Genomic DNA, 17,856 nt, shown 5'->3' with positions numbered 1-17,856 from the left:
TTGCGGGTAGAATGCAGAGCCGTTTTGCATCTTGTTTTCGGAAAGCAAGCAAACGGGGTTTTGGCAGCTTTTCAATAGGCTTGTTCACAATTTGTTTACAAAATAATAATAAAAATGATAATTATTACTATTTACAAATCGAAAAAGGCGTGCTATAATAGTGCCAACAAGTGAGAGAGAAAGAAATCCCACAAACCTAAAGGAGGTGAAGCCGATGCCGGAAAAGTTCAGCCGAAAGCGTGAGGCGCTCTACAACGCACTGCGTGCCACAACGGTGCACCCAACTGCGGAGTGGCTCTACGCTGCGCTGCGGCCCGAATATCCCGATTTAAGTCTCGGCACAGTTTACCGCAATCTTAAAAAATTCTGTGCAGAGGGCAAAGCGAGAAGCGTCGGCGTCATCAACGGGCAGGAGCATTTCGACGGCGATACTTCAGCACACAGCCATTTCGTCTGCGACTGCTGCGGGCGCGTGCTCGATATCTTTGAACCGCTTGTGGACACAGAAACACTCGAGCGCATTGAAGCGGAACACGGGTTTACAATCACAAAAGAAGACCTGCTGTTCGGCGGTATGTGCGCCGAATGCAAAGAAAAAAGCAAAAATAAAACGGCTTAAAAGCCGCAAACTAAAATCAATTTTAGGAGGATCTTATTATGGCAAAGTTTGTATGCACCGTATGTGGTTACGTTTTTGAAGGCGAAGCAGCTCCGGAGTTCTGCCCCGTATGTAAGGCACCGGCTTCCAAGTTCACGAAGCAGGAAGAGAACATGACTTGGGCGGCTGAGCACGTTGTCGGCGTCGCACAGGGCGTCAGCGAGGATATCCTTGCGGATCTCCGCGCAAACTTCCAGGGCGAGTGCAGCGAGGTCGGCATGTACCTCGCAATGGCAAGAGTTGCACACCGCGAGGGCTACCCGGAAATCGGCCTTTACTGGGAGAAGGCCGCTTACGAAGAAGCAGAGCACGCTGCAAAGTTCGCAGAGTTGCTCGGCGAAGTTGTAACGGACAGCACGAAGAAGAACCTCGAGATGCGCGTTGAAGCCGAGAACGGTGCAACCGCCGGTAAGTTCGACCTTGCAAAGCGTGCAAAGGCCGCAAATCTCGATGCTATTCACGACACCGTTCACGAAATGGCCCGCGACGAAGCCCGCCATGGCAAGGCGTTCGCAGGTCTCCTTAAGAGATATTTCGGTGACAAGTAATAGGAGTGTGTCTTATGAAATATGAGTGTCCCTGCGGTTATGTCTATGACCCCGCACTCGGCGACCCGGAAAACGGCGTTGCACCCGGCACGGCATGGGAAGATGTCCCCGAAGATTGGGTCTGCCCCACCTGCGGTCTCGGAAAAGATGCTTTTTACCCCGCTGAATAACTAAAAAAGAAGAGGAGAGGGATTTGATCCTTCTCCTCTTTGCTATTTTGTAAAATCAATAGTATATGTATAGCTGTAGTTTCCATCAGAACGGGCAAATCCATCGTTAAATGCAAGAGAAATAGTCCCTTTTTCCATGATATTAACTGCAGTATCAGGGACACTGGCATAAAGATAGTAATGTGCAGAGCCTAATGGCTCAAGAGCATAATCGGTTATTGCGTTAGGATTCGAACCAATGCATAGTTCTGCATTATAAGAATATTCATCGTTAATGGTTACTTTACTCATGAAATACCGACTATCTAAATCACTAGAACTTAAGTTTGTAATTACCCCACATAAGCAAACATATTGACTTCCATCGACGTCGGAGATATACAGATATGCTCCAGAGGTATCAAATGGATAGATTTCATTTTCAATAGAGATGTTATCTATGGTCATCTTTAGAAAATCTAAGTCTATCGTGTCACCTAACTGAAGTTGAGGTATCGTTGGTGTTGCCTCTGGTGTAGGTTCCGCAGTGGGAGTAGCTGTCGGTGACGGTGTAGCTGTTGCTTCGGCTGTAGCGGTTGGCTCCGGCGACGAAGTGTTTTCCACGGTTTTGTTGCCGCACGCACACAGCAATGCCGCGAGCAGCACTGCCAAAATAGCAGATAAGTTTTTTTTCATAAATATTACCTCTCAAAATATTTTATTGTAATACAAATAAATATCATATTACGAATCTAATTGTAACATACTATAATTCGGCTGTCAATCTATAATTAGTATAGATTGTGAGGTGGAATTTGTGAAAAATGAACCTTTGAAGATTAAAAAGCGCGGAGAGGACGGGAACAGAATCATTTCCGTGCGTATTCGGGAAGATATTTTGCAAAGTCTTGATAAAATCGCGAGCGAAAGCAACTATTCGCGCAATGAGCTTATCAACGTGATACTTGAATACGGCATCAAGAATATAGAGATTGAATAATACAGAACCCCCGAAGGAAGAACGGATAAATCTCCCTTCGGGGGTTCTGTTTGGGAAAGTCCACGAAAATTTCAGCGCCGAAAACGGAAGTTTCACGGCGCTGCTGCGGGAATATTCGTATTTTCGTGCGTGCTTTACCGCATGTGCACGTCCATCTGCGGGAACGGAATCTCCATGCCGGCTTCATCCAGCGCCTTTTTCACGTTTTCGTTGAGGTCAAAATAGAGGTCCCAGTAATTTTCCGGGGCGCACCAAACGCGCAGGACGAAATCGAGCGAGCTCGCGCTCTGCGTTTTCATGCGCGCCAGCGGGGCGGGGTCTTTCAGCGATTTCGGGTCGCTTTCGGCAACGGAAAGCAAAATTTGCTTCACCTTGTCAATGTCACAATCGTAGGAGACGGAGAATGTCAGCTCCACACGGCGCTGTCCCTCCGCGCTGTAATTCGTGATGGCGGCGTTCGTCAGCGAGCCGTTCGGCACGGTCACGCGCTTGTTGTCCGGTGTCAGCACCACGGTGTATAAAACGCTGATGGCATTCACCGTGCCGGCAATTTCCGTTGTTTCAATGTAATCGCCCACGCGGAACGGGTGAAAAAGCAAAATCATCACGCCGCCCGCAAGGTTCGTCACGGCGCCCTGAAACGCAAGGCCGATGGCAACGCCGCCCGAGGTGAACAGTGCGAGGAATGAGGCGGTCTCGATGCCAAGAACGCCGAAGCACATCAAAATGAGGATGATATACAGCACGATGCGGCTGCCGCTCGCCATGAACGAAGCGAGCCCCGGGTCCATTTTTTGATATAGTTTCGAGCGCTTGAAGCGGTTCATCAAAAATTTGATGAGCTTGCTGCCGATAAACAAAAGCAGCCCGGCGGCGGCTAAGCGAATGAGAAAGTAAAACGCCTGTTCGCCGACGTTTTTCAACCATTTTTCAAGCTCGTTCACGGTGGGAATGTCCTCAAGCGGGTCGGTGACAACCGTGTCAAACAGCGTTAAAAATCGCGTCATAGGCACACCGTCACTTTCCGATGCGTTCCGTGTCGATGATGATGTTCACGGGTCCGTCGTTTTCCACACTTATGTGCATGTGCGCGCCGAATTCACCCGTGCATACTTTTCCGATAGGCTGGTTTTTCACCTGTTCCACAAAGTAGTTATATAATCTCAAAGCTTCACTCGGGGAAGCGGAACGGCTGAAATCCGGGCGGCGGCCGTGCTTCATATCGGCGCTCAGCGTGATGTTCGAGACAATGAGCATATCGCCCTGGATGTCTTCGAGTGAGCGGTTCATCTTGTCGTTTTCGTCCTTAAATACGCGCAGGCCGCACACCTTCTGCACGAGAAAATTCGCCTGCGCGTCCGTGTCACCCTCCATGGCGCAGATGAAGACAACGAGGCCCTCGCCGACTTTGCGGGTCTCGCCGCCGTTTATGGTGATCTCTGCACCGTTTATACGCTGAATAACTGCTCTCATATTGTAAATTCCTTTCCGGTTGGTGGATTTTGACCGATAAAACGGGAGATTTCTTCGGTGTTTTCTCAATTATAGCAGGCTTTCGCTCTTGCTTCAAGCGGTTTTGTTTGTTATAATACTGTTGATTGGAAATCAGGTTATGTGCATGCAAAAAGACAGGGCGCAAAAGCGCCGCGATTTGAAAGGACGAATTATGCTGATCCACATAAAAAACGAAAACGAAACTGCTGCCATTGATACGCTCGGCGCCGAGCTCGTCTCCTTTATGGGCGATGACGGCTTTGAGCACATTTGGCAGGGCGATAAAACATATTGGGGCGGCCACGCGCCGGTTTTGTTTCCTATCGTCGGCGCGCTGCGCGATAACCGCACATGCATCAACGGCGAGTGGTACGAGATGAAGCGCCACGGCGTCGCGCGCCACGAGGAATTCACCGTCACAGAGCAGGGAGAGGACTACGTCACCCTGCAGCTTACGGCGAACGAGGAGACGAAAAAGCAGTACCCGTTCGATTTTGTGCTGACGGTCTCCTATTACCTCACCGGCAGCAGCATCACGACGAAATTTACCGTTAAAAATGCCGATACGAAGCCCATGCCGTTCTGCATCGGCGGTCACCCGGGCTTTAATATCCCGATTCAGTCCGATGAAATTTTTGAAGATTACGACATCGTGTTCGAGGAAAAGGAAGAGCAGAAATGCCCGACGCTCGATATGGAAAGCTGCCTGATCGATTTTGAGAAGACGAACTTCGAGCTTGACGATACGGATACCATCCCGCTGCAGCACAGCCTGTTCTATAAGGACGCGCTCGTGTTCGAGAACCTCAACTCCACCTGCGTTTCACTCAAAAGCCGCCAGTCCGGCCGCGGTGTGATGATGGAGTTTTCCGGCTTCCCGATGCTTGGTATCTGGTCTGCCGCAAACGACGGCCCGTATGTTGCGCTGGAGCCGTGGACCGGCTGCGCCACCGCCGTACAGGAGGACGACGTGTTTGAAAAGAAGCACGGCATGCGCACTTTGCAGCCCGGCGAAGAAGCCGAGTACGCCTACACGGTCTTTGAAATCTAAATTACAAAAGTACGTATACTATATATAATAAAAGCATATAGAGCATGCCCCGCAAACGGATGAAAAATCCGATTTGCGGGGTTGTTTTATTGCCTAAAAATCTCAACCAAAGTTTGTTTGTTCTCACGGAGAGAAAATCGCGAAAAAGGGTTCCATTTTAACAGAATACAGTTATAATAGTTTAAACAAGCGTATGAAGTGTTTCTGCGTAAATATTCCATGCGCCTGAGGAGGAAACCGCACGTACGGTGCGGACTGTACCAAAGGTACAACTGTACCAAGGGTACAGAGAAAGCAGGATATGCATTGAAAGGAAAGGGAACGCTATGTTTCAGCTGAAATGGGTTTGGAAAAACCTGGAAGGCTGCCGAAAGCGATATGTTTTCGCGCTGTGCTCTACCGCGGTTCTTTCTATGATGGCGCTGGTCAACTCGGTTTTGACCGCGCAGATCATGGACACCGTATTTACGCCGGTAAAAGAGGGGCAGGGCACTACGCCGGAGCTTTGGCATCGGCTCGTTGTGCTCGTCTCCATTCTGATCGGTTTCACGATGTTCAGAATGTGCTTTAACTATCTTTCGGTCATGACGTACGAGACGTGCTCGCAAAAGCTGCTCTTTAAACTGCGCCGCGATCTGTACGCAAACATGCAGGCGCAGGATAGCTCATTCTTCTCAAAGAACCGCACCGGCGATCTGATGACCCGCCTGACCGGCGACCTTGACATGGTGCGCCACACTACGTGCTATGTCATCCGCATGATCATCGACTGCGTGGTGCTGTTTCTCACCACATCCATCACATTCCTTTGTGTGGACTGGCTGTTCGCGCTTGCCATGCTGGCCGTAACGCCGATTATTTTCATCCTGACGAAGGTTTTCGCAAAGCAGGTGCACCCGCTGTATGTCGACCTGCGCGAGCGCCTTTCGCGCATGAACACCGCCGCGCAGGAGAACATCGCCGGCAACCGTGTCGTTAAAGCCTTTGCTCGCGAAGACTACGAGATCGAGCAGTTTGATAAGAAAAACGAGGATTACCGCAAAGCGAACCTCAAAGCGTCGCTGCTGTGGTTCAAATTCTCGCCGTATATCGATGGTTTTTCGCAGTCGCTTTCCATCGCCGTTCTGCTCGTCGGCGGCTCGTTCCTCATCATGGGCCGCATTTCAATCGGCACGTTTGCACTCTTTAACTCGCTGTGCTGGACGCTGACGAACCCGATGAGCACGCTCGGTATGCTCATCAACGACCTGCAGCGTTTCTTTGCCTCTGCGTCGAAGATTGTCGAGCTCTACTACGCGCGCTCCACCATCGTCACACGTCAGGATGCCGTGAAGAAGGAAGGCCGCGTGCAGGGCGCCGTGAAGTTTGACCACGTAACCTTAAAGCGCAACGGCACAGAGGTTCTGCACGACATCAATCTTGACATCAAACCCGGCGAGACCATCGCCATCATGGGACCAACCGGCTGCGGCAAAACGTCGCTTATCAGCCTTATCCCGCGCTTTTCGGATGTATCCGGCGGTACCGTCTCCGTGGACGGCACGCCTGTCGGTATGTATGATCTCAAAAAGCTGCGCGGCTCCGTCGGCATCGCCACGCAGGACGTGTTCCTGTTCTCCGATACCGTAGACGGCAACATTGCCTACGGCGACCCCGAAATGTCCGAGGACGATGTGAAGCGCTTCGCAAAGATCGCCTGCGTCGATTTCGTTGATAAGCTGCCCGAAGGCTTTGATACGGTCATCGGCGAGCGCGGCACCGGCCTTTCCGGCGGTCAGAAGCAGCGTATCGCGCTGGCGCGCGCCCTCGCCATTAAGCCGTCTATTCTCATTCTGGACGACACCACCTCCGCCGTGGATATGGAGACCGAAAAATATATTCAAGACCAGCTTGCGCACCTTGATTTCGACTGCACGAAGATCATTGTCGCGCAGCGTATTTCCACCACGAAGCGCGCAGACCGCATCGTGATCCTTGATAAGGGCCGCGTTGTGGATGTCGGCACGCACGAGGAGCTCATTTCCCGCCCGGGCTATTACCGCGAGGTTTATGAACTGCAAAACGGCATTGCCGGTGAAAAGAAAGGGGGTGCTGCGTAATGGCAAGAAACCGTTTTGACGTTGACGAAACGCTGGAAACCCCATTTAATATCAAACACTTGCTGCGTGCAGGCGTGTATATCAAGCGGCACAAACAGAAAATGATCTTATCGCTCGTTTTCTCCGCCATTTCCGCCGCGTGTGCGCTTGTAGGTCCTAAGCTCATCGAGACCGCCCTGAACGTCGCCGTGCCGAACCGCGATTATAAAATGCTGTTCATTCTGGCAGGCATCATGCTCTTATCCATTCTGCTTTCCATTTTCTTTTCCGTCAAGCGCTCACGCTACATGACGGTGGTGGGGCAGGCCATCATCTACGACATCCGCAAGGATCTCTTTGAGCATTTGCAGCGGCTTTCGTTCCAGTTCTACGACGACCGCCCGCACGGCAAAATTCTGACGCGTGTCATCAACTACGTGAACTCTGTTTCCGATGCGCTTTCCAACGGCATCATCAATTTCATTCTCGAAATTTTCAACCTCATTCTCATCGCCGTGTTCATGTTCATGTGCGATGTCAGGCTCTCGCTCGTCGTCATGGCGGGCATTCCGCTGTTCCTCATCATTGTGCTCGTCATCAAGCCTGCACAGCGCCGCGCTTGGCAGGATGTTTCCAATAAGAGCTCCAACCTCAACGCCTACCTGCACGAGAGCCTTGACGGTATGAAGATCACGCAGGCGTTCACGCGTGAAGAGGAAAATGCGAAGATCTACAACAATCTTAACACCAAAATGTACAAAAGCTGGATGAAGGCGCAGTACACCTCGAACCTCGTGTGGTTTTCCGTCAACAACATCTCCACATGGGTCGTTGGCGCTATGTACCTTGTGGGCTTCTCGCTTTTGGGTCCCGCCGTGCAAATCGGTACGCTCATCGCCATTTCCGCGTATGCGTGGCGCTTCTGGCAGCCGATTTTGCAGCTTTCCAACCTCTACAACACGTTCATCAACGCCGTGGCGTATCTGGAGCGTATCTTCGAGATGATCGATGAGCCCGTGCTTGTCGATGACGCGCCGGACGCAACGGAGCTGCCGCCGATTAAGGGCGACGTGACGTTCGACGACGTGACATTCTCTTACGACGGCTCCATCAACGTTCTGGAGCACTTCAATCTCGATGTGAAAGCGGGCGAGTCCATCGCGCTTGTCGGCCCCACGGGTGCCGGCAAAACGACGGTTGTCAACCTCATCTCGCGTTTCTACAACATCAATTCCGGCCGGGTGCTCGTCGATGGGCACGACATCTCCAAGGTGACGCTGCACTCGCTGCGCGCGCAAATGGGCATCATGCTGCAGGACAGCTTCATTTTCTCCGGCACCATCATGGATAACATCCGCTACGGCCGCTTGGACGCCACGGATGAGGAGATCATCGCCGCTGCAAAGACCGTGCGTGCGCATGAGTTCATCAGCGAAATGCCGGATGGCTACTATACGCAGGTAAACGAGCGCGGCTCGCGCCTCTCGCAGGGCCAAAAGCAGCTTATTGCGTTTGCAAGAACGCTGCTGTCCGACCCGAAGATTCTCGTGCTGGACGAAGCCACGTCCTCCATTGATGCGAAGACCGAGCGCCTTTTGCAGGAAGGCCTGCAGGCGCTTTTAAAGGGCAGAACAAGCTTCATCATCGCGCACCGCCTATCCACCATCAAAAATTGTGACCGCATCTTGTACATCTCGAATAAGGGCATTGCCGAAAGCGGCAGCCACGACGAGCTCATGGAACAGAAGGGCCACTACTACCAGCTTTATACCGCACAGCTGGAAGAGTAAAACAAGCGAATATAAAGCTAAAAAGTAACCAGCCTCATCGCGCCGAATCCGACCGATGAGGCTGACTTTTTATAACTGAATGTCTTCCGGCTTATCGTCGTACACGCCAAGCTCGAAGTTTCGCTTGCCGGGGAGCTTTTTGGGGATCTCCATGCTGTGCAGGTCTTGGTACGACGTAAACTCCGCGTCGTTTTGCGGCGGCGTGGGCATGAGGCCGGTGCACTCCGTAGCGCTTGCGACGCTCTCCGGCGTATCAGGGTAAATCGTCACATGCTCGCCGTGGGTGAACTTCTTTTCGTTTTTCTTTTGCATTTGGCATCCCTTCCTTCCCACAGTATTGTGCGCCGAAAAGCGAAGCTTATACAAAAAAAAAAAGCACCGGTGAAATCAATCACAGGTGCCTCTTATCTCGCTGTTCTAATTTACAATTAGAGCTTTACGACATTTGCTGCGCGGAGCTTGCCGTTCTTCGGGTCGGTCTCGGTCTCAAAGGTGACCTTCTGGCCTTCGTTCAGCGTCTTGAAGCCGTCGCCCTGAATTGCGGAGAAATGTACGAATACGTCCTCGCCGCCCTCATCGTTGGAAATGAAGCCGTAGCCCTTTTCTGCGTTAAACCATTTGACTGTACCGTTGTTCATTGTGGTACCTCCATATAAAAATAAAAATTGTGTTCGTAAACGCCATACAAAAAAACACAGGTCCTGTAAACCACCCAAAGAATGACTTACAAAGAAAACCTGTGAGACATTGACATTGTTTATTACACTATCCAAAGTATAACAGCTTTTCCGCCGAAAGTCAATCTAAATTTGTGGAGTATGCGGCCTTTTTTGTTCACATGTTTTTCAAAAAAACTTCCTCTTTTTTTCACGAAATATCAATTTCGTTTTCATATTCTTCCTCTATACTACGTAATGTACTCAGGAGGAACAAGAGAGAGCCGAATGAGTTACAAACTTCTTCATTTTTTACTTCCTTCATTTCTTTAAAACGTTCCGCACCGGGTCGATAGCCGGGCGCTGCTTCCCCACAGCGTTTGCGCGGAGCCGAAAATCGGAAACAGTTCGTTTCTTCCGATATTACCCCTATTTTTTACCCCACTGTCCTCTGCCGGGTGCTGCGAGCCCGGCAGTGCGGCAGACCAAAAACGATCGCCTTTGCGTAACGATTTCCTTCGTTGTGCAAAGGTGTTTTTAATTGCCGCAAATACTTTTCTCTCCGCGTGGAAAAGTAAAAACAGAAGGCTCGTTTGAGCTTTCTGAATTTTTCTGCAAGGAGATGAGAAGACTTGAATTTTGAAAATGAACCGCAACCGCACGCCCCAAAACGACGCGACATCTCGCTTTTTGAGGGCATCCGCACATTTGCGGCAAGCGTGGGCACGGCGGCTTTACTGATGCTTTCCGTGTGCGGGCTCATCGGCCTGCCGCTGCCGGAAAACGCAGCGGCGCACGCCGTTTCTGCTTCCCATATCACGGCAAAGACAGAAACGGTGCGCACCGTGCAGCTTGGCGGCGATGTTTTCGGCATAAAACTTTTTTCGGACGGCGTTATTGTTGCCGCACTTTCGAAAATTTATGCAGACGGTGGCTTAAAATGCCCTGCAAGCGAAGCCGGCATTCAGCCCGGCGATTATATCCTTTCCGTAAACGGCAATAACGTAGAGACGAACGCTGCGCTTTCCGCTGTGCTTTCCGAAAATGAAACGAACACGCTCACGCTGCGGCGCGGCACGGAAACGTTCACGGCGCAGGTTACTTCCGTTTTGTGCGAGGGCTCGTACAAAGCGGGCATGTGGGTGCGGGACAGCGCTGCGGGCATCGGCACCGTGACGTTTTACACCGAAGACGGCAAAGCGTTCGGCGCGCTCGGCCACGGCATTTGCGATGCCGACACGCGCAATGTTTTGGAGATCCGCAGCGGCGAGCCGGCTGCCGTTTCCGTCTGCGGCATCGAGCGCGGCAGCAGCGGTCGGCCGGGCCGCCTGCGCGGGTATTTTACGGGCGGCAAGAGCCTTGGCACGCTGACGCAGAACACGCAGTTTGGGCTTTACGGCAAACTCTCCGCACCGCACGAGGGCGAGACCGTAGAGGTGCTGCCGCGCGGAAATGTGCATACAGGTGCCGTACAGATCGCCGCCACGATCGACGATGAGGGTATGCGGCTGTTTGATGCGGAGCTTGAGCGCGTCAGCACAGACGGCAAGCAGGAAACACGCACCCTTGTGCTGCACGTGACCGATCCGGAGCTACTTGCCCGTACCGGCGGCATTGTGCAGGGCATGAGCGGTTGCCCCATTTTGCAGGACGGTAAGCTGGTCGGTGCGGTGACGCATGTTTTCGTAGATGATGCTACACGCGGCTATGGCATTTTTGCCGAAACGATGCTCGAAAACCTGAACGAAAATTAAGACGAGGGGGACGGTGGGCTGCGGCGCACGCGTCCCTTTTTCGCGCCGCATTGTCATATTTCTCACAGAAGGTATGACACAATCTTACAGAATCGGTTTTCGTTCTGTTTTATACATCTTTTTGGTAAGAAACTCGCCGGGATATTGGCTGTAATAAAAATATTTGATTATCTGCTGATTTTTGTCGAAATTAGAAGTGTATCAACCGAAACCGTGATGAAAGCTAACAAAATCAAGATCCGTATTTTTGTTAGAAAACAAATAAATTAAAGAAATTTCATTTACCCTCTTGAAATAGCGTGTATGATATGGTAAAATTTGTTCACAATTTAAATCACGCAGGAGGTAAGCCATGGAAAAGCAAATAAAGGTCATCATTTGTGCGGATGACGGCGAATGGAGCCGTGAAAACACCGACGCATTGGCTTCGCGGGGTGCACAGGTTGTGACCGTAAACAGGAACGGAACAGCGCTACTGACCAAAATACGGGATGAAAAACCGGATGTGGTCGTAATGGATCTCTTTATGGCGGGCGTAGATGCACTGGGCGTTATGCACGCTGTGAAGGCCGAGGGACTGCCAAAGCCGGTGTTCATCATCACGGCAGCGCATTCCTCAAACGCTTTGGAGCGGCAGATCATGGAGGCCGGCGCAGATTATTACGCCATCCAGCCGTTCAGTAAAACAGAGATCATCGACCGTATCTTTACGTTGGCCGGTGCGGCACAGCATCCGTCAAACGGCACCAGCCGCAGCGACCTGCGCATTCAGGTCACGGAGATTCTGCATCAGATTGGCGTGCCGGCCCACATTAAGGGATACCACTATCTTCGGGATTCCATCATCATGGCCATCGAAGACCCGGAGATTATCAATGCGGTGACAAAACAGCTTTATCCGAGTGTGGCAAAGCAGTACGAGACCACGAGCTCCCGTGTGGAACGCGCCATTCGCCATGCGATCGAAGTCGCTTGGGATCGCGGTGATGTGGATGTGTTGAATTCGTATTTCGGTTACACCATTCACAATACGCGGGGCAAGCCCACGAACAGCGAGTTCATCGCCATGATTTCCGATAAACTGTGTTTGCAGATGGATAATGCGTCTTAATCGACAAAATGTGAATTTTTTACACATATTTTGTGTGATCCGTTTGTCAAAGCTAACACAAATTTCAGCACATAATTAAAATTGTATTTTGCAAAGCAACGCCTTTTGACCGTAGCACCGAAAATCCGAGCATTTATGTTTGATCTTGTCGGCAGGGTAAGAGGTGTTGCTTTTTTTACAGTAAAATCGTGTGCCGAGGCGGGGGAGAACCTACCGACGCGCGGTTTTACATAACAAAAGCCCTCCGAGATTCCTCCCGGAGGGCTTTGCTTGTGATTCGGTTGAGCGTTGTGACGAACTATGTTATTTCGCGAAATCGACCGCTCTGCTTTCACGGATCATGTTGACCTTAATCTGACCCGGATATTCGAGGTCTTCCTCAATCTTCTTGCAGATGTCGCGGGCGAGCAGCGTCATTTTCTCATCGTTGATCACTTCGGGCTTTACCATGACGCGGATCTCGCGGCCGGCCTGAATGGCGTAGCAGCGATCCACACCGTCAAACGATGCAGCCACGGCCTCGAGCTTTTCGAGACGTTTGATATAGTTTTCGATGTTCTCGCGGCGCGCGCCGGGGCGTGCTGCCGAGATGGCGTCGGCTGCCTGCACCAGGCAGGCAATGACCGTTTTCGCTTCAATGTCGCCGTGGTGTGCGGCAATTGCGTGGATAACGGCTTCGCTTTCCTTGTACTTTCTTGCAACATCCACGCCGATCTCCACATGGGAGCCTTCAATCTCGTGGTCGAGCGCTTTGCCGATATCATGCAGCAAACCTGCTCTTCTTGCAATGGTGGGGTCAAGGCCCAGTTCGGAAGCCATCATACCGGCAAGGTAAGAAACTTCCAGAGAGTGGTTGAGGACATTCTGTCCATAGCTGGTGCGGTAACGCAGCCGACCAAGCAGCTTAACAAGCTCATGGTGAATGCCGTTTACGCCGGCAGCAAGCACGGCGCGTTCGCCCTCGGCTTTAATGGTTGCATCCACTTCGCGGCGGGCTTTCTCAATCGTCTCCTCAATTCTGGTCGGGTGGATTCTGCCATCCGAGATCAGCTTTTCAAGGGCGATTCTTGCCACTTCACGTCTTACGGGCTCAAAGCTCGAAAGCGTAATGGCTTCAGGTGTGTCATCGATGATGAGATCCACGCCGGTAAGCTGTTCAATGGCGCGGATGTTACGGCCTTCGCGGCCGATGATTCTGCCCTTCATTTCATCGTTGGGCAGCGGAACGACGCTGATGGCGGCTTCGGATACGTGATCCGCCGCGCAGCGCTGAATGGCGACCGAAATGATCTCTCTTGCCAGCTTGTCGCATTCTTCCTTCGTCTGCTGTTCATACTCCATTACTTTAATGGCCTTTTCATGCACAAGATCATCCTCAAGTAACTTGAGCAAATACTCTTTTGCCTGGTCCACGGTAAAGGAAGAGATCCTCTCCAACATGTCGATCTGACTTTTCTTAACGGATTCTGCCTCTTTCAGGCGTTCCTCCGCCTTGCGCATCTTATTTTCGACCGCGTTTTCTTTGGATTCCAGATTTTCCATCTTTTTATCCAAAGATTCTTCCTTCTGGGAAACGCGGCGCTCCTGGCGCTGAATTTCTTTTCTGCGGTCATTCATCTCGCGTTCGGACTCGTTGCGCAGACGATGAATTTCGTCCTTGCCCTCGAGCACGGCTTCCTTTTTCTTTGCGGCAGCCGTTTTGATCGCGTTGCTGATGATCCGCTTGGCTTCGTCTTCTGCCGAACCGATGGCAGCTTCCGCTTCTCTTTTTCGATGATTCACACCCGCAAAGAAAGCGAGAGCGCCGCACAAAGCGGCGACTGCCAGTACGATCAGAACACAACCCCAAATTGGTACTTGTGGCATTGGGCACCTCCTTCGCTAAGGTTTTCGATATTCAATTACTAAATTAGGTTATGCAGGGTGCGTTATTCCCTGTGAAGGTTCCACACAAAAAGCAGCCGCATAAACTGCTCGGAACACGGCTGACTTAAAAAGTGTAAAACACTCCATGTACAATTTTATCTCTTTTCCTTGCATATGTCAACCAAAGAATTTAAGAAATAATTACGGTTTCTTTCTGTTTTATACAAGAGCCCAGTATATAAGCCGATTTTTTTGCTTTTTAGAAGAAAAATTTTTTCTGCGGGTCTATTTATCCCGCTTTTCTTCCGCTTCTTCCATTTTGCGGACAAGCTCGCTGGGGCGCATGTCAAACGCTTCCGCAATCTTGCATATCGTCGAGAAATTCGCCTGCTTTGTTCCGCACTCGATCATCGTCAAATGCGTGCGCGCGATGCCCGCAAAGCCGCTTAAAACCTCTTGCGACATGCCTTTTGCTTTGCGCACAGACCGTATTGTTTGCCCCACAATATTATTTTCCCAAAGCAAGTGTATCACCTCTACACAAATTGTATGCGTAAATAGACATTTTACTGTCTACGATAATAGACGATGAAGAATTTATGTGAAAAACTCTTTTCTTGGGTGTTGACATTTCAGAAAAACGGTGATAGTATGGGGACAAGAAAAGGGCTTTGATAAGGAAGTTCGGGTTCAGGTCTTTTCGAAAGAGAGCGGTTGCCACCGGCTGAAAGCACCGCGGAAAGCGAAACCGAAATACCACCTTTGAGCCGCCGCCGAACGGTTTACCGAAAAGGCGGACGTTGCCGCCGCGTTAAGGCGGAAGAACGAGCTGTGTGTTAACACAAGTGTGTTTTAACACGCAGGAACTCGGGTGGAACCGCGCAGTGTCGCCCCGAGATCCCGGTGAGGGATCCCGGGGCTTTTTATTTTATCAGAGAATTAGGAAAGGATTGAGAATCATGATCAAGGTTGACCTGAAGGGCAGCGAAAAGGAATTTGAAAGCGGCGTTTCCGTAGCGGAAGTCGCAAAAAGCATCGGCATGGGTCTTTATAAGTCCGCATGTGCCGCAAAAGTGAACGGCGAGGTGTGCGACCTGCGCACCGTGCTCAACGAAGATTGCAAGGTAGAGATTTTGACGTTTGACGATAAAGAGGGTAAAAAGGCATATTGGCACACCGCGTCCCACATCATGGCGCAGGCGGTAAACCGCCTGTACCCGGGCACAAAGTTCGCCATCGGCCCGGCTGTGGATAACGGCTTCTATTATGATATGGAGCTGCCGCAGGCCATCACCAACGACGACCTCGCAAAGATCGAAGCCGAGATGAAGAAGATCATCAAGGAAGACATCGAGATTGAACGCTTCGAGCTGCCGGTAGCGGAAGCACTGGAGCTCATGAAGGGTCAGGACTATAAAGAGGAGCTCATCCGTGAGCACGCTGCCGAGGGCGAGCACATCTCCTTCTATAAGCAGGGCGATTTCACGGACCTCTGCGCAGGCCCGCACCTCATGCGCACCGGCAATGTCAAGGCTGTAAAGCTCACCTCCATCACAGGTGCATACTGGCGCGGCGATGCAAGCAACAAGATGCTGCAGCGTCTCTACGGCATCGCGTTCCCGAAGCAGAGCTTGCTGGAAGAGCACCTTACCATGATGGAGGAAGCCAAGAAGCGCGACCACAACAAGCTCGGCCGTGAGCTGGAGCTTTTCACCACAAGCGACGTTATCGGTCAGGGCTTGCCGATCCTGCTGCCGAAGGGCGCGCGCATCGTTCAGCTTCTGCAGCGCTTCGTCGAGGACGAGGAGCAGCGCCGCGGCTGGCTGCTGACAAAGACCCCGTTCATGGCAAAGAGCGACCTGTACAAGATCTCCGGCCACTGGGATCATTATAAGGATGGCATGTTCGTGCTCGGCGACGAGGAGAAGGACAAGGAAGTCTTCGCCCTGCGCCCGATGACCTGCCCGTTCCAGTATCAGGCTTATTTAAACCGCAAGCGTTCCTACCGCGACCTGCCGCTGCGCTACAACGAGACTTCCACACTGTTCCGTAATGAAGCAAGCGGCGAGATGCACGGCCTGATCCGTGTGCGCCAGTTCACCATTTCCGAAGGCCACCTCATGTGCACACCGGAGCAGCTGGAAGACGAGTTCAGAAAGTGCCTGGAGCTTGCAATCTTCATGCTGAAGACACTCGGTCTGTATGAGGACGTTTCCTACCGCTTCTCGCAATGGGATCCGAATGACCGTGCAAAGTATATCGGTACGGAAGAGCAGTGGAACGAGGCACAGGGCCTCATGGAGCGCATCCTCAACCATCTCGAGATTCCGTATGAGATCGGCATCGGCGAAGCTGCGTTCTACGGCCCGAAGCTCGATATCCAGATTAAGAACGTGTACGGCAAGGAAGATACGCTTATCACCATTCAGATCGACCAGATGCTTGCCGAGCAGTTCGGCATGGTCTACACCGATAAGGACGGCAAGCAGAAGACCCCGTGCATCATTCACCGTACCTCCATCGGCTGCTACGAGCGTACCCTCGCGTTGCTCATCGAAAAGTACGCAGGCGCGTTCCCGCTGTGGCTTGCCCCGGTACAGGTGAAGCTGCTGCCCATCGCAGACCGCCACCTCGACTATCTCTATGAAGTCAAGAAGCAGTTGGAAGACAAGGGCTTCCGCTGCGAGGTCGACGACCGCAGCGAGAAGATTGGCTACAAGATTCGCGAAGCACAGCTCGAAAAGGTGCCGTACATGGTCGTTGTCGGCGATAAGGACATCGAAAACAACACCATCTCTATCCGTAAGCGCAAAGAGGGCGACCTCGGCGCCATGACCGTAGAGCAGTTCCTTGAAAAGATTGTTCCGGATCGCGACAACAAGGTCATTGACTGATTGAATACAATATAATATAAGATAAAGAACACCGTCCGCTCGGAGCTTTTCCGAACGGGCGGTGTTTTGTTATCTATGGATCGCGTGAAAGATATACGGTTAATCCTTCAGCTCGTCCCGCGAGACGATTTTCAGCTGCGATTTCTCTGCCAGCTGCCGGTATTCCGTCGGCGTGATGCCGAAGTACTTCTTAAATAACCGGCAGAACGCAGAAGATTCCGAAAAGTGGTACATTTCGGTCACTTCTTTCACGGATAACCCGCGGTGGATGTGCTCTGCGGCGGCGTTCATGCGTATACGGTTAATGTAATTGCTCGGGGTGGAACCGAAGTTATCTTGAAAATAATAGAACAGTGCGCGTTCGGAAATCGAAAGCTTTTTCGCAAGTTCCGGCACGCTGATCTTCTCCGTTGCGTGGTCGAGCAGGTATTGGGTGATTTTGTCCTTGTTGGAGAGGCCGTCGTAATTTTGCTTAAGGGTAAAAATGCAGTCCAGTATAAATCCGGAAAGAACTTGGTTCAGGCAACACTTGGTATAGCTGCAAACGCGCTTTCTGAGGAAGTCGCTGTAATCAATCAGCTGTGTATTATAACCGACAGGGCTCAGCTTTCCGCACAAAAAGTCATTTAAAACATCGGCGTCTTCGCAGGAACAGTCGGAAACGCATTTCATTGTAAAGGGAAGCCAGAGAATCTGCATGTTGTCGCAGCAGCAGTGATTCCAAAGGATTTTATCGCTGCGGCGCACACAAATCACCCCTCCGGTAACTACATTAAAAATATCGTTATTCAAATATAAATCGCTTCT

General features: G+C 51.3%; 18 protein-coding genes. 10 read left to right on the top strand and 8 right to left on the bottom strand.

What is annotated here, in order from left to right; translation table 11 throughout:
- Positions 1-214 precede the first annotated feature (214 nt).
- Genes ACI0CA_RS12860 through ACI0CA_RS12850 form a run of 3 tightly spaced genes read left to right on the top strand, consistent with a single transcriptional unit; the run spans position 215 to position 1,376 of the window.
- Positions 215-619 (top strand): Fur family transcriptional regulator, encoded by a 405-nt coding sequence (locus tag ACI0CA_RS12860; RefSeq protein WP_446806751.1) that lies wholly within the window; start codon positions 215-217, stop codon positions 617-619.
- 38 nt (positions 620-657) lie between these two features.
- Positions 658-1,206 carry an NADH peroxidase gene (locus ACI0CA_RS12855; RefSeq protein WP_176820714.1) on the top strand — a complete coding sequence of 183 codons (549 nt, stop codon included), beginning with the start codon at positions 658-660 and terminating at the stop codon, positions 1,204-1,206.
- Positions 1,207-1,220: 14 nt separating this feature from the next.
- Complete coding sequence (locus tag ACI0CA_RS12850) at positions 1,221-1,376, top strand: rubredoxin (RefSeq protein WP_176820713.1); 156 nt, start codon at positions 1,221-1,223, stop codon at positions 1,374-1,376.
- Positions 1,377-1,418: 42 nt separating this feature from the next.
- On the opposite strand, the gene ACI0CA_RS12845 is transcribed toward ACI0CA_RS12850, so the two are convergent.
- The gene (locus tag ACI0CA_RS12845; RefSeq protein ID WP_446806752.1) at positions 1,419-2,051 is read right to left on the bottom strand and encodes a hypothetical protein; all 633 of its coding nucleotides are present in this window, start codon (positions 2,049-2,051) and stop codon (positions 1,419-1,421) included.
- 121 nt (positions 2,052-2,172) lie between these two features.
- On the opposite strand from ACI0CA_RS12845, the gene ACI0CA_RS12840 reads away from it, so the two are divergent.
- Positions 2,173-2,355: a CopG family transcriptional regulator gene (locus ACI0CA_RS12840; RefSeq protein WP_176820212.1), complete on the top strand. Its 183-nt coding sequence runs from the start codon at positions 2,173-2,175 to the stop codon at positions 2,353-2,355.
- Between the two features lie 134 nt (positions 2,356-2,489).
- Here the strand turns inward: ACI0CA_RS12840 and ACI0CA_RS12835 are convergent, their stop codons facing one another.
- A complete protein-coding gene (locus ACI0CA_RS12835; RefSeq protein ID WP_417078550.1) occupies positions 2,490-3,362 on the bottom strand; it encodes a mechanosensitive ion channel family protein in 873 nt (290 codons plus the stop codon).
- A 10-nt stretch (positions 3,363-3,372) separates the two neighbouring features.
- Entirely contained in the window at positions 3,373-3,828 is a 456-nt protein-coding gene (gene dtd / locus ACI0CA_RS12830; protein ID WP_308448946.1) for a D-aminoacyl-tRNA deacylase, read from the bottom strand.
- Between the two features lie 193 nt (positions 3,829-4,021).
- Here dtd and ACI0CA_RS12825 point away from each other — a divergent pair, with 193 nt between their 5' ends.
- From ACI0CA_RS12825 to ACI0CA_RS12815, 3 genes are all read left to right on the top strand, one after another.
- On the top strand, positions 4,022-4,900 hold the full coding sequence (locus ACI0CA_RS12825; RefSeq protein ID WP_308448945.1) for an aldose 1-epimerase family protein: 879 nt from the start codon (positions 4,022-4,024) through the stop codon (positions 4,898-4,900).
- A gap of 326 nt (positions 4,901-5,226) precedes the next feature.
- Positions 5,227-6,999, top strand: coding sequence for an ABC transporter ATP-binding protein (locus ACI0CA_RS12820; RefSeq protein ID WP_308448944.1), 1,773 nt, complete (start codon positions 5,227-5,229; stop codon positions 6,997-6,999).
- Positions 6,999-8,768 (top strand): ABC transporter ATP-binding protein, encoded by a 1,770-nt coding sequence (locus tag ACI0CA_RS12815; protein WP_308448943.1) that lies wholly within the window; start codon positions 6,999-7,001, stop codon positions 8,766-8,768. Before ACI0CA_RS12820 ends, ACI0CA_RS12815 begins: the two co-directional genes overlap by 1 nt.
- Before the next feature lie 69 nt (positions 8,769-8,837).
- On the opposite strand, the gene ACI0CA_RS12810 is transcribed toward ACI0CA_RS12815, so the two are convergent.
- Entirely contained in the window at positions 8,838-9,080 is a 243-nt protein-coding gene (locus ACI0CA_RS12810; protein ID WP_308448942.1) for a hypothetical protein, read from the bottom strand.
- A gap of 116 nt (positions 9,081-9,196) precedes the next feature.
- Positions 9,197-9,406 (bottom strand): cold-shock protein, encoded by a 210-nt coding sequence (locus tag ACI0CA_RS12805; protein WP_176820205.1) that lies wholly within the window; start codon positions 9,404-9,406, stop codon positions 9,197-9,199.
- 650 nt (positions 9,407-10,056) lie between these two features.
- Here ACI0CA_RS12805 and spoIVB point away from each other — a divergent pair.
- Together spoIVB and spo0A are read left to right on the top strand one after the other, a co-directional pair.
- Complete coding sequence (spoIVB, locus tag ACI0CA_RS12800; RefSeq protein ID WP_446806753.1) at positions 10,057-11,178, top strand: SpoIVB peptidase; 1,122 nt, start codon at positions 10,057-10,059, stop codon at positions 11,176-11,178.
- Positions 11,179-11,530: 352 nt separating this feature from the next.
- Positions 11,531-12,289 (top strand): sporulation transcription factor Spo0A, encoded by a 759-nt coding sequence (gene spo0A, locus ACI0CA_RS12795; protein WP_308448940.1) that lies wholly within the window; start codon positions 11,531-11,533, stop codon positions 12,287-12,289.
- Between the two features lie 303 nt (positions 12,290-12,592).
- Here spo0A and rny read toward each other — a convergent pair whose 3' ends face one another.
- A complete protein-coding gene (gene rny / locus ACI0CA_RS12790) occupies positions 12,593-14,155 on the bottom strand; it encodes a ribonuclease Y (protein WP_308448939.1) in 1,563 nt (520 codons plus the stop codon).
- A 285-nt stretch (positions 14,156-14,440) separates the two neighbouring features.
- Complete coding sequence (locus ACI0CA_RS12785; protein ID WP_343284983.1) at positions 14,441-14,659, bottom strand: helix-turn-helix domain-containing protein; 219 nt, start codon at positions 14,657-14,659, stop codon at positions 14,441-14,443.
- Between the two features lie 455 nt (positions 14,660-15,114).
- On the opposite strand from ACI0CA_RS12785, the gene thrS reads away from it, so the two are divergent.
- Positions 15,115-17,049: a threonine--tRNA ligase gene (gene thrS, locus ACI0CA_RS12780; RefSeq protein WP_343284873.1), complete on the top strand. Its 1,935-nt coding sequence runs from the start codon at positions 15,115-15,117 to the stop codon at positions 17,047-17,049.
- 99 nt (positions 17,050-17,148) lie between these two features.
- On the opposite strand, the gene ACI0CA_RS12775 is transcribed toward thrS, so the two are convergent.
- Entirely contained in the window at positions 17,149-17,841 is a 693-nt protein-coding gene (locus ACI0CA_RS12775; protein ID WP_446806754.1) for a helix-turn-helix domain-containing protein, read from the bottom strand.
- Positions 17,842-17,856 lie beyond the last annotated feature (15 nt).

Origin of the sequence: Hominenteromicrobium mulieris (assembly GCF_046197855.1) — a bacterium.
Lineage (GTDB): Bacteria > Bacillota > Clostridia > Oscillospirales > Acutalibacteraceae > Hominenteromicrobium > Hominenteromicrobium mulieris.
The sequence above is the reverse complement of the archived record's forward strand: the minus strand, read 5'-3'. Positions and strand labels throughout refer to the sequence as shown.

Coding starts and splice junctions, on each gene's coding strand:
- rny (WP_308448939.1), bottom strand. CDS start 14,155: ATGCCACAAGTACCAATTTGGGGTTGTGTTCTGATCGTACTGGCAGTC.
- ACI0CA_RS12810 (WP_308448942.1), bottom strand. CDS start 9,080: ATGCAAAAGAAAAACGAAAAGAAGTTCACCCACGGCGAGCATGTGACG.
- ACI0CA_RS12850 (WP_176820713.1), top strand. CDS start 1,221: ATGAAATATGAGTGTCCCTGCGGTTATGTCTATGACCCCGCACTCGGC.
- ACI0CA_RS12835 (WP_417078550.1), bottom strand. CDS start 3,362: ATGACGCGATTTTTAACGCTGTTTGACACGGTTGTCACCGACCCGCTT.
- ACI0CA_RS12805 (WP_176820205.1), bottom strand. CDS start 9,406: ATGAACAACGGTACAGTCAAATGGTTTAACGCAGAAAAGGGCTACGGC.
- ACI0CA_RS12845 (WP_446806752.1), bottom strand. CDS start 2,051: ATGAAAAAAAACTTATCTGCTATTTTGGCAGTGCTGCTCGCGGCATTG.
- dtd (WP_308448946.1), bottom strand. CDS start 3,828: ATGAGAGCAGTTATTCAGCGTATAAACGGTGCAGAGATCACCATAAAC.
- ACI0CA_RS12860 (WP_446806751.1), top strand. CDS start 215: ATGCCGGAAAAGTTCAGCCGAAAGCGTGAGGCGCTCTACAACGCACTG.
- spo0A (WP_308448940.1), top strand. CDS start 11,531: ATGGAAAAGCAAATAAAGGTCATCATTTGTGCGGATGACGGCGAATGG.
- ACI0CA_RS12820 (WP_308448944.1), top strand. CDS start 5,227: ATGTTTCAGCTGAAATGGGTTTGGAAAAACCTGGAAGGCTGCCGAAAG.
- thrS (WP_343284873.1), top strand. CDS start 15,115: ATGATCAAGGTTGACCTGAAGGGCAGCGAAAAGGAATTTGAAAGCGGC.
- ACI0CA_RS12815 (WP_308448943.1), top strand. CDS start 6,999: ATGGCAAGAAACCGTTTTGACGTTGACGAAACGCTGGAAACCCCATTT.
- ACI0CA_RS12855 (WP_176820714.1), top strand. CDS start 658: ATGGCAAAGTTTGTATGCACCGTATGTGGTTACGTTTTTGAAGGCGAA.
- ACI0CA_RS12825 (WP_308448945.1), top strand. CDS start 4,022: ATGCTGATCCACATAAAAAACGAAAACGAAACTGCTGCCATTGATACG.